The following is an 11,102-nucleotide window of genomic DNA, read 5'->3' on the forward strand; positions in this document are numbered from 1 at the left end:
TCCGCGCCCGCCATCGCCCCGCCCCCGGAGCGAATCGCTGGCCCCCGCGACGGCCGTCCGGCGGAGCGTCGGAGCAGACGAACGACGCGCCGCGGCAGGGTCGAGGTCGTCTACACTCGCAGCCGCGCCCCGCATCCCCAACCGCTCCACAGCCGCAAGTCTCCACCCCCCGACCGCGACGCAGCCCACCCGGGCAACACCGCGACCCGCGCCGTGGAACCCGTTTCCCTCGCCCGCTTGCGGGAGAGGGCAGGCGAGGCACGAGCCGGGTGAGGGCCTCCCAAGTTCGAAGCGCGCCCCGATCTTCCCGATCGAGGCGCGCTTCCGTCCATCTCCACCCAACCCCCGCCGCTAAACGAGGACTGCCTCGCGCGCCGGGTAGTGGCTCTCCACGTAGTCGTCCAGGATTCGCTTGAACTCCTCGGCGATGTGGTCGCCCTTGAGCGTCACCGTGTGCTCGCCATCCACGTACACCGGCGCCTTGGGCTCCTCGAAGGTGCCGGGGAGCGAGATGCCCAGGTTGGCGTGCTTGCTCTCGCCCGGCCCGTTCACCACGCAGCCCATCACCGCCACCTTCATCTCCTCCACGCCGGGGTGCGTGTCGCGCCAGCTGGGCATCTGGTCCTTCAGGTAGCCCTGGATGTCTTCCGCCAGCTTCTGGAAGTAAGTCGAGGTCGTGCGCCCGCAGCCGGGGCAGCTGGTGACCTGCGGCGTGAACGAGCGGATCTCCAGCGACTGCAGGATCTGCTGCGCCACGTGCACCTCTTCCGTGCGGTCGCCGCCCGGCTTGGGCGTCAAGCTCACGCGGATGGTGTCGCCGATGCCCTCCTGCAGCAGGATCGACAGGCCCGCGGTGGACGCGACCACGCCCTTCGTTCCCATCCCCGCCTCGGTGAGCCCCAGGTGCAGCGGGTAGTCCGAGAGCGGCGACAGCATGCGGTACACCGCCACCAGGTCCTGCACCCCGCTCACCTTGGCGGAGAGGATGATCCGGTCGTGCCCCAGCCCGATCTCCTCCGCCATCGCGGCCGAGCGCATGGCGCTCTCGATCATGGCGTCCATCATCACCGCCTTGGCGTCGCGCCGCTCGTCGGCAGGGCGCAGCGCGTTGGCATCCATCAGCTCCGTGAGCAGCGCCTGGTCCAGCGAGCCCCAGTTGACGCCGATGCGCACCGGCTTGCCGTGCAGCACCGCCTGCTCCACGATGGCGCGGAAGTTCTCGTCGTGCCGCTTGGCGCCCACGTTGCCGGGGTTGATGCGGTACTTGGCCAGCGCCCGCGCGCAGTCCGGGTACTTGGTGAGCAGGATGTGGCCGTTGTAGTGGAAGTCGCCCACGATGGGCACGTCCACCCCGCGCTGGGCCAGGAACTCGGCGATGTACGGCACCGCGCGCGCCGCCTCGTCGTTGTTCACCGTCACGCGCACGATCTGGCTGCCGGCGCGCCAAAGCGCGGCCACCTGGCGTACGGTGCCCTCCACGTCGGCCGTGTCGGTGTTCGTCATCGACTGCACGACCACCGGGTGCGCGCTGCCCACCTTCACGCCGCCCACGTCTACGGTGACGGTCTTCCTGCGCCGGATCGATCCCATGCTCTTCATGCGGTGCGAGTTGCCTGCGTGACGCGTGAATCTAACCGCGCGGCGAGAATGGTGGAAAGCCCGCGTCGATCGGTAGATGCATGACGGGAGCGCGAGCGCCCCTCGGGATCGGATACGGTCGATGAGGATCGGATGCCGCGGACGGACGAAGAACTCGCGCAGCCGGCTCGGTGCTGGAGCGGAAGCGGCAGCCGGGCCGATGCGTGAGATTCCCGGTCGAATCCGCCATCGTGCATCGTCGGGAGATGCGCGGAAGCCCGCGAGCGGAGTGCTCGCGGGCTTCGGAGTGTAGATGTTGCGCCGTGCTCAGCTCTGCGGAGCCGGGGCCGCGGGAGGTGCTGCCGGGGCGGCCGTCGCGCCGCCGCTGCGGAGCTCCTGAAGCCGCGCGACCATGGTCTGCGCCTGCGGGTCGATGGCGCTCATACGGGCGAACAGCGCGTCGATGTACGTCTTGCGCGCCGCCTGCACCTCGGGGAGGGCGAGCGCGCGCTGGCGCAGCTGGTTGAAGTAGCTCTGGAGCTGCGGCGCCTCGGCCGCAAGGGCGTTCAGCTTCGCGTTGTCGTGAGCGGCGGTGGCGGCGTCGACGTCGCCCTTGATGGCGGCGGCGCGGGCGCGCTTGCCCGGCGCGGCGGGGTCCAGCCGGTCCATGGCCGCCAGCGTCACGCTGTCGAACACGGCGGACGGCGCCTGCACCGACGGGTCCTGCGCCGCCTGCTGCTGGAGCTGCGCCAGCCGCTGCTGGATGCTGGCGATCTCCGCCTGCGCCCCGGCCGGAGCGGGCGCAGCGGGGGGGGCAGGCGGCGTCTGCTGCGCGCGGGCGGTGGCGGGCAGGGCCAGCGCGGCCGCGGCCGCGAGTGCGATTCGGGTGGTCTTCTGCACGATCTCTTCTCCGGCGGGGGTAATGCTGCCGCGGCGCTCCCCCTTGCGGAAGCCGCGCGGCGCCAGGTGTTCACCGTCTAACCCGTTCGCCCGCCCATAGTTCCACTCGGTTCGAGCGTTCGACCGGGGCGCGGGCGACGGCTGGGAGGATGCAAGCCGGAGGCCGGTGGGGATGCACGGCCGGAAGCGACCCGCACATCTGCCGACGCGCCTTTCCGCGGGTGAGTAACGCCTCGGTTGGACGTCCGGGGTTGCCGGGAGTGCCGCGGGGCGCGAGCTTTGTGGCCCCGGCGGGGAACACCTGGCGCTTCCGCGCGCTGCACCTCTCCGGCCGGTTTACGCTGCCGCGAGCCCGGCGCTCCGCGGGACGCCACCGTCCAGTCCGCTCGCCGCCGCGTCCCCGCGGTGCGCCCGGCTCCCCCGCGGAGCGCGGTCCAACCCACCGGAAGAACCTTCCTCATGATCCGAATCTCCGGCTTCTGCCTGGCGCTGCTCCTGCTCGTGTGCGCGGCGCGCCCGGTCCGCGCGCAGGAGGTGCAGGTCCCGATGGACCGCGACGGCCGCATCACGCTCATCGGCCGGCCGCTGGCCGCGCGCCTGGGGCTGTTCACGGGCGAGTACGAGGGCTTCCGCGAGGCACGGCTCTTCCAGGCGCCGGACTCGTCGTACGTGCTGGAGATCACCACCGTCGCGGGCGGCACCGTGGCCCGGCGGCGCGTTCCCATGACGGCCGCGCAGGTCGCCGAGCTTCGCGAGCGCGTGAGCGCGCTGGTGGCGGTGCGCGACCCCGGCCTAGCGCTCAACCAGGAAGGCCGGTCGCTGCTGCTGGCGCAGGCCACGGTGGCCGGGCTCGCCTTCTACGGCCCCGCCATCCCGTACGCCGCCCACGTCCACGGCTACCAGGGCCAGACGGGCGCGTACCTGCTCACCGCCGGCGCCGGCTTCCTCATTCCGTACGCCCTCACCCAGCACCAGCCGGTGAGCTACGCCATGGCCAACATGACGGGCTACGGCATCACCCGTGGCGCGGCGCACGGTGCCCTGCTGCACGCCGTGCTGGCGGGCGCCGGCCCTGAGGCCGACGGGATCTCGGACCCCACGTTCCAGGACAGCGGCGACCGCGACCGGGCGCGCGCCGCCGTGGCCGTGGGCGCCAGCGTGGCCGAGGGGTTCGCGGGCTACTACTGGGCCCGCGACGCCCGCATGACGCCGGGGGTCGCGCGCGCCATCGGCACGGGCGGCGACTTCGGGTTCGCGGAGGGGCTGGGAGTGGCGTACCTCGTCCACGGCGACCGCGGCGAGAACGTGGAGGAACGGCTGGTCTCGGGTCTCGCCCTGGCGGGCAGCGCGGCGGGCATCGTCGTCGGGAACCACGTCGCCAGGCACCGCGACTACACGTGGGGCGACGCGAACGTCATCTACACCGGTGGCGCCGTGGGCCTGCTGGCGGGCGGCGCCCTGGCGTACGACACGGATATGCCGGACCGCCCGGCCGTGGCGCTCGGCATGGCAACGGCGCTGAGCGGGCTGTACCTGGGCGACCGCATGGTGAGGCGCACCGACTTCTCCGTGGGCCAGGCGAGCGTGAACGCGCTGGGCACCATCGCGGGCGGGTTGGTGGGCCTGGGCGTCGGCGTCATCGCGGGCGACGTGAAGACCGGCGCCGCGACCACCGCCGTGGGTGCCGCCGCCGGCTACTTCGGCACGTACCACGCCTTGAAGGGCGAGGCCATGACGCGCCAGACCGAGGCCCTCTCCGGCTGGCACGTACACGTGGAGCCCTCCGGCCTGGCCGTGCTCGCCCGCGGCAAGGACAGCCGGACGCCCATGCCGCTCCTCACCGTGCAGCACTCCTTCTGAAGCGCATTCGGTAGATGAACAGCGGGCCGGGGGAGCCGATCCGCTCCCCCGGCCCGCTGTGTTTCCCGATCGACGAGCTGCCCGTCAGGCACCGGCGTCTCGCCCCGCACCGGCGAGTGCTTCCGATCCACCGGACTGACCGAAGCAGCGGCAGACGACGAAGCCCTTCTCCCGCGCCGGAGAAGGGCTTCTGCTGTCGGTAGGTACAGGATCGGCAACGCCCTGAACGGGCGGCGGCGGATCGGCCGGGGATGTCCGGCGGCTAGGCGGGCGGGGTGAGGCGGAGGATGCCTACCTTGCTGACCACCTCGCCGGTGGCAGTCAGGGAGCGCTCCGCGCGCACGGTCACCGCCTCTGCGATCCAGCCGGCGGCGAGCATCATCTTCCGAAAGTCGGCCAGGTAGACGCGGCCGGGGTCCGCCAGCAGCACGCTCCCGCCGGGCGCCACGATGCGCGGGAGGAGCGCGGCCAGGCTGCGGGCGTTGCGCATCTCGTACAGCACATCGGCGGCGAGGACCAGGTCGTACGGGCCGATGGTTGGCGGCTCGCGCCAGTCCAGCTCCGCCGTGGGCAGCGGCGGCAGGCCATTGCGCTCGGCGTTGGCGCGGGCGAAGCGAAGCGCCTCGGCGTAGTAGTCGGTCGCGGTGACGGACGCGCCCACGGAGCGCAGCGCCAGCGACGGCAGCGCCACGCCGCACCCCAGCTCCACGACCTGCCCCGCGGGCGGCGGTTCGTCCAGCAGGTGCCGGGCGAGCGCGCGGGCGGACGGCCACAGGTCGGCCCAGTACGGCAGGCGCTCGTCCACGTTGAAGTCCGACTCGTCGATCAGGTCCTCGGCCGCGCGGGGGAGCAGGACGCTCACGCTGAACGCGCCGTGCGAGAACGGCTCCTCGCGCACCGCGAACTCCGCACGCAACTCGGCTTCCAGCGATGGTCCCGGTACGGCGTCGGTCATCTCGCGCGGGCAGAAGAAGTTGGGGATCGGTATGCGCGCCGGCTCACGGACGCGAGAATGCTGGAGAGCGGGGGCAAGCCGCGGTCCCGCGCGAAACCATCCGCAGAGACACGTGCGGTAGATGCAGGGCGGGCGACGCGAGACTGACGCGATTTCGCTGCTGAGCCGAAGGAGCACACGCAGGTGCTCCCCTACCGGGCGGCGGCAGTGGAGCGCGGTTGCATCGGTTCCCGCACGTCGTGGATCCGGACGCGCGACGCGTTCTCCGGCGCAGGCCGCGCAGCGGTCTTCGCGCCGTCGTAGCCCGCGTTTACGCGCCCGGCGCGACATCGGCACGGACACATCTTCCGGACTCGAATCGCCCATCGCATCGGCCGAATGCGTCCGGACGAAGCGCGAGTTGCCGCGTATCCACCGAATCCAGCATCTACCGAGCACGCATCCATCGAACCCGCATCTGCCGAACGCGCATCTACGGAAGCCACACATCTACAGTACGAACTGCGGGCCCGGATGCGGATGGCATCCGGGCCCGCGTAACGCTGGCGGCGACGCTCAGCCGACGCGGTCCGGGTCGCGCTCCCCCAGGTCCTCGCGGATGATGGGCGGCGGCCCCTGGGGCGCGGAGTACGGGCCGCTGCCGGTCTCCACGATCACCGGGCGATCCGGCCCGCGGTCGTCGAGCTCGCCCGCGGGCGCCGAGCTGGTGGCCGAAGACGGCACCGAGAACTCCGGGCGCCCCGGAGGAGCGGACATCGGCGGCTCGGAGACGGCGACGGGTGCGGCCGGAGCGGGCGCTGTCTCGGCCGCCGCGGAAGGGGCGTTGGGGTCGACGTTCGCGAACGCGCGGTCCACGCGCTCCTTCACCAGCGGGTCAAGCGAGCCGCCCATGTACGCGGGCAGCTCGGCCACGGCGCGCGCCGGCAGGCCCTTGACCCACACGTCCTGGCCGCGCTCGCGCAGGTCCACCATCTCCGTGGGCACCACCACGTGCCGGTCTTCGGTGAGCTGGAACAGGTCGTCGGCCAGGTCCACGTCCAGATAGCGCACCTTCATCAGCACGGGGTCCACCAGCATCTCGCTGATCACACCAACGCGCTCGCCGTCTGCGCCGAACACGTTCCAGCCGCGCAGCGTGGGCGCCCCGGCCGAGAGCTTGAAGTCCTTCGCCTGGCTGAGCGGAACGATGTGCGCCTCGCCCGTGTTGTCCAGCAGCTGGGTGGGGCGCTCGGAGTAGAAGCGGGGGTAGGCGCGCTCCAGCTCGGCCAGCACCGCGGCCGTGAGCGGCTGGTCGCTCTGGTACGGCGGCAGCGCCTTGATCTCGTCGGCGCTCCAGTCGGTGGCGACGAGCGAGTCCTCGCCCCAGTTGAGGCCGCGGATGGGCAGCAGCACGCTCTTGCGGAAGAGGCCGGTGTCCACGGCCAGGAAGCGCACCTTCCCGCTGCGGTCGATCAGCAGGTCGCCCACGGTGCCCACCTTGGCGCCCCGCGCGTCCGACACGTTCCAGCCCATGAAGTCCTTCGCGCGGAGCACCTCGCCGCGCGGCGCAGACTGGGGGTCCATGGTCTCTCCCTTGGTTGGGTGGATGCTGCCGCGCCGGTGCCGCGCCGCGCTACGTGGCGGGCGGAATCACCAGCGTCTGTCCCGCGTTCACCTGGTCGCCGCTCATCCCGTTCGCCTCGCGGATGCGCGCCGCCGGCACGCCGTACCGCCGCGCGATCCCGAACAGCGTCTCGCCGCGCGCCACCACGTGCGTGCGCCGGGCCGCCCGGGCCCCGGCCGCGGCGGCCCTCGCGGCCGCACCGGACCCACTGGCAGGATGCGCGCCGGGAGCGCCGGGCTTCGCCGTGGCGGGCGCCTGAGCCCCCGTCCGCGCCGCCCCCGCTGGCCGTGCTGCGGGCTTCGCCGCATCGGGACGCGCGGCAGCCGAATCGGTCGCGGCAGCGGCAGCGCGGCGTCTCCCCGCAGCCGCGGCGGCGCTGTCGGCAGGTGTACGCCGGCGGAGCTTCGGCGGAGCGGAGTCCGCAGCGGCGGCAGCGGCACGCCTGCGTCCCGCGGCGGCTGCGCTGTCGGCAGACGTGCTGCGGCGCGGCCTCAGCGCCGCGGAGTCCGCCCGAGCCGAGCCCGCCCGCGTACTGTCGGCAGATGCGGGGCGGCGGGGCCGGGTGCGCGCCGTGTCCACACGCGGGGTCCGTGCAGGCGTTGCAGGTGCGGGCTTCGCGCCCGGAGCCGCGGCGGGCGGCGTGGCCGGGCGGGGCAAGGCGGGGATGCGCAGCACGGTGCCCGTCCGAACGCTCGCGGGAGCCGTGGGGTTCGCGGCCCGCAGCGCCGCCAGCGTCAGCCCGTACTTCCGCGCGATGCCGGTGAGCGTCTCGCCCGCCGCCACCGTGTGCGTACGCGGACGGGCGGCAGCCGCGGCGGCGCGCGCCCGGATGCTGTCCGCTCGCGTGACCGGGCGCGTGGGGCGGCGGGCGGTGTCCGCGGGCGCGTCGGCGTCGCGGCCGGCCGCGCCACGCATGGTGTCGGGCTTGAACCAGACCACGGCTGGGCGCGGGGGACGCGGCACGGCCTCGCCGCTGCCCTCCACGGCGAAAGGCGCGCGCTGGGTGGCGGTGATCGCGGTTGCGACGGGTGCCGGAATCGTGTCGCCCTGCCCGGCCGCGCGCACGGGCGCCGCCGTCTGCCCCGCCGCCGGAGCGGACGCGAGCAGCGAAGCCGCCAGGGCGAGCGGAAGTCTGTATCGGCTCAGGTACATGAGATGGTTGAGCTTGGAAGCAGCGTGCCACCGCCACAAAGGAAGGATCTCCACATCGCCCGTCCGCCATTCCCTCGGCCGGATTGGGGATCTCGCGACTCGCACCGGCGTGCAGCGCATCACATCACGCGAGACGACCGGTCATCACGCGCCGGACTCGACGACGATGCTCTCGAAACACGCGCCCCGCACCCTCAGACGGGTTCACGCCTGCGCCGCGACCTCATCCATCCCGCCGGTTCGACGCGGTACTTCGGGCCCGGTTCCCATCTACCGTGAGCGCAGGATGGTGGAGCGCTCCGCCTACGCCGCCGCCTTCGTCCGGCGCGCCTTCACGAACTCCACGACCGCCGGCAGCACGGAGATGACGACGATGGCGATGACGACGATGCCGAAGTTGTCGCGCACCACGGGCAGGTTCCCGAAGAAGTACCCGCCGAACAGCAGCGGAGTCACCCACAGCAGCCCGCCCGCCACGTTGTACGACGTGAATTTCCCGAACGGCATCTTTCCCAGCCCCGCCACGAACGGCGCGAAGGTGCGGATGATGGGCACGAAGCGGGTGATGATGAGCGTCTTGCCGCCGTACTTCTCGTAAAAGTGGTGCGTGCGCTCCAGGTACTCGGGCTTGATGAAGCGCGACTTCCGCCGCACCGCCCGCCCCCCGATGCTGCCGCCCAGCAGGTAGTTGGCCGTGTTGCCCAGGATGGCCGCGCCCACGAGCAGCAGCCAGAGCAGCACGATGCTCATGGAGCCGTTCGCCGCCAGCGCGCCCACCGCGAAGATCAGCGAGTCGCCGGGCAGGAACGGCGTCACCACCAGCCCCGTCTCGCAGAAGATGATCAGGAACAGGATGGCGTACGTCCACGCACCGTAGTTCTGCACCAGGTCGGTGAGGTGCTTGTCCAGGTGCAGGACCAGGTCGACGAAACCGTGTAGGAGATCCATCTCGCTCGCTGTTTGGCTGCCGTTCGGGCGTGGGGCGCGGGCCCGTGCCTGCGCGGCCGGGAATCGTATCCGCCCGCGCCCCCGGATACAAGTGCGCCACCCGCTTGCGCTTCCGCCTGGCAACCGCGCTTGGCTACCCGACGAAGCGCAGAATCTGGCCGATTAACGGCTCGCTCGACGCAGTCGTACCCCCCGCTCTCCGCATCCTCCCCGTCGCGCATCCGCTGGCGTGAGAAGCCCGCCGGGCATCCGATCTACAGTTCGGACCGAGATGCAGCCGCTCCGCGACCGATCGACCGTCTCTCCATTCGCCCGCGGTAGTGGGTCGGTTTCATTGGATGGAGGGCCCGGAGTTACGAATGGAGCCCACCGCCGTCGTAGGGCCAAGGCGGCGCGGAGCAGGAGAGCGCGGAGGCCACGAGAGTTCATCTACACATCTACAGAGCTCCCGCTCCTGTCCGGCCGGATACGGTGCATGGTCCTTGCGGACCCGCTCCGCACGGCTGACCTTTCCACCTCCACCCCATCCGTCCGCCTCGCCGCCCGAGAGAAGCGCATGCCGGAAGAAGTGCCCGAGATCACCCCCGCCGAGCTGAAGGCCCGCCTGGACCGCGGCGACTCGCTCACCATCGTCGACGTGCGCGAGCCGTTCGAGTGGGACATCTCCAACCTGGCGGCGCACGGGGCGCGCCTCATCCCCATGGGCGAGCTGCCCGGGCGGCTGGACGAGATCGACCCGGCGGACGAGGTGATCGTGCAGTGCCGCAGCGGCCATCGCAGCGCCAACGTGGTGCAGTTCCTCCAGGCCAACGGCTACACGCGCGTCCTCAACCTGGCCGGCGGCATCAACGCGTGGGCCGGCGAGGTGGACCCGTCGCTGCGCACCTACTGACGCCGCCCTCCGCATGACCGACACCGCCCACACCGCCGCCCCCGCCGCGCTCCCCGGCGCCGCAGACGTCCGCGCCGCCGCCGCGCGCCTTCACGGGCACGCGCACCGGACGCCCGTGCTCACCTCGCGCACGCTGGACGAGCGCGTGGGCGCCAGCGTGTTCGTGAAGTGCGAAGCCTTCCAGCGCGGCGGCGCCTTCAAGTTTCGCGGCGCCTTCAACGCCCTGTCGAAGCTCTCGGCAGATGAGCGGCGGCGCGGCGTGGTCACCTTCTCGTCCGGCAACCACGCGCAGGCCGTCGCGCTCAGCGGGCGCATCCTGGGCATCCCGACCGTGGTGGTGATGCCGGAAGATGCGCCCGTGGCCAAGGTGGAAGGCACCCGCGGCTACGGCGCCGAGGTCGTGCTGTACGACCGCCAGCGCGTCTCGCGCGAGGAGCTGGCCGCCGGGCTCCAGCGCGACCGCGGCATGACGCTGGTCCCGCCGTACGACCACGCCGACGTGATCGCCGGCCAGGGCACCGCCGCCATGGAGCTGTTCGAGGACGCGGGGCCCATGGACGCGCTCTTCGTCCCCTGCGGCGGCGGCGGGCTGCTCAGCGGCTCCGCCATCGCCGCGGCCGAGTGGTCGCCGGGGTGCCGCGTGGTCGGCGTGGAGCCCGACACGGCCGACGACGCCACGCGCTCGTTCCGCACCGGCGAGCTGCACGCGGTGCACAACCCGCCCACGGTGGCGGACGGACTGCGCACGCCCTCGCTGGGCCGCCTCACGTTCCCGCTCGTCCGCGCGCTGGTGCACGAGATGCGCACCGTGACCGACGCGCAGATCGTGGAGGCCATGCGCTTCGTGTGGGCGCGGATGAAGGTGGTGATCGAGCCCTCCGGCGCGGTGCCCGTCGCCGCGCTGCTGGCGGGCGGTGCGGTGCCGGAAGGCTCGCGGGTGGGCGTGGTGATCAGCGGCGGGAACGTGGACCTGGCCGCCGCCTGCGCGCTGCTGGCGGGCACGTAGACGGGGGAAGAAGGCGAGAGCCGGAGATGGGGAACGTGCCGGCGGCAGCTTGGACGGGAAGGGACGGATGAGCGAGACCAACGGGAACAGCCCGGCATGCGGCACGGTGCTGGTGGTGGATGACGAGCCCGCCGTGTGCCGCATCGTGGAGCGGGTGCTGGGCGGCGCCGGGCATGCGGTGGTGACGGTCAACACCGTGGCCGCCGCG

9 protein-coding genes are annotated in these 11,102 nt (G+C 72.5%); 3 read left to right on the forward strand and 6 right to left on the reverse strand.

All coding sequences use genetic code 11. From position 1 onward, the window contains the following. Positions 1 to 351 precede the first annotated feature (351 nt). Both ispG and VFE05_00140 read right to left on the reverse strand, forming a co-directional pair. Complete coding sequence (ispG, locus tag VFE05_00135; GenBank protein HET6228448.1) at positions 352 to 1,599, reverse strand: flavodoxin-dependent (E)-4-hydroxy-3-methylbut-2-enyl-diphosphate synthase; 1,248 nt, start codon at positions 1,597 to 1,599, stop codon at positions 352 to 354. Positions 1,600 to 1,905: 306 nt separating this feature from the next. Beyond that, the gene (locus tag VFE05_00140; GenBank protein ID HET6228449.1) at positions 1,906 to 2,478 is read right to left on the reverse strand and encodes a hypothetical protein; all 573 of its coding nucleotides are present in this window, start codon (positions 2,476 to 2,478) and stop codon (positions 1,906 to 1,908) included. 459 nt (positions 2,479 to 2,937) lie between these two features. On the opposite strand from VFE05_00140, the gene VFE05_00145 reads away from it, so the two are divergent. Then, the gene (locus tag VFE05_00145) at positions 2,938 to 4,338 is read left to right on the forward strand and encodes a hypothetical protein (GenBank protein ID HET6228450.1); all 1,401 of its coding nucleotides are present in this window, start codon (positions 2,938 to 2,940) and stop codon (positions 4,336 to 4,338) included. Between the two features lie 262 nt (positions 4,339 to 4,600). Here the strand turns inward: VFE05_00145 and VFE05_00150 are convergent, their stop codons facing one another. From VFE05_00150 to VFE05_00165, 4 genes are all read right to left on the reverse strand, one after another. Then, a complete protein-coding gene (locus tag VFE05_00150; GenBank protein ID HET6228451.1) occupies positions 4,601 to 5,293 on the reverse strand; it encodes a methyltransferase domain-containing protein in 693 nt (230 codons plus the stop codon). A gap of 555 nt (positions 5,294 to 5,848) precedes the next feature. After that, the gene (locus VFE05_00155; protein HET6228452.1) at positions 5,849 to 6,856 is read right to left on the reverse strand and encodes a PRC-barrel domain-containing protein; all 1,008 of its coding nucleotides are present in this window, start codon (positions 6,854 to 6,856) and stop codon (positions 5,849 to 5,851) included. Positions 6,857 to 6,905: 49 nt separating this feature from the next. After that, a complete protein-coding gene (locus VFE05_00160) occupies positions 6,906 to 8,048 on the reverse strand; it encodes a LysM peptidoglycan-binding domain-containing protein (protein HET6228453.1) in 1,143 nt (380 codons plus the stop codon). 303 nt (positions 8,049 to 8,351) lie between these two features. Next, on the reverse strand, positions 8,352 to 8,996 hold the full coding sequence (locus tag VFE05_00165) for a DedA family protein (protein ID HET6228454.1): 645 nt from the start codon (positions 8,994 to 8,996) through the stop codon (positions 8,352 to 8,354). A gap of 556 nt (positions 8,997 to 9,552) precedes the next feature. On the opposite strand from VFE05_00165, the gene VFE05_00170 reads away from it, so the two are divergent. Next, on the forward strand, positions 9,553 to 9,888 hold the full coding sequence (locus VFE05_00170; GenBank protein ID HET6228455.1) for a rhodanese-like domain-containing protein: 336 nt from the start codon (positions 9,553 to 9,555) through the stop codon (positions 9,886 to 9,888). A 13-nt stretch (positions 9,889 to 9,901) separates the two neighbouring features. Further along, positions 9,902 to 10,894 carry a threo-3-hydroxy-L-aspartate ammonia-lyase gene (locus VFE05_00175; protein ID HET6228456.1) on the forward strand — a complete coding sequence of 331 codons (993 nt, stop codon included), beginning with the start codon at positions 9,902 to 9,904 and terminating at the stop codon, positions 10,892 to 10,894. Positions 10,895 to 11,102: the final 208 nt, after the last annotated feature.

It is taken from the genome of Longimicrobiaceae bacterium (assembly GCA_035696245.1).
Taxonomy (GTDB): Bacteria; Gemmatimonadota; Gemmatimonadetes; order Longimicrobiales; family Longimicrobiaceae; genus DASRQW01.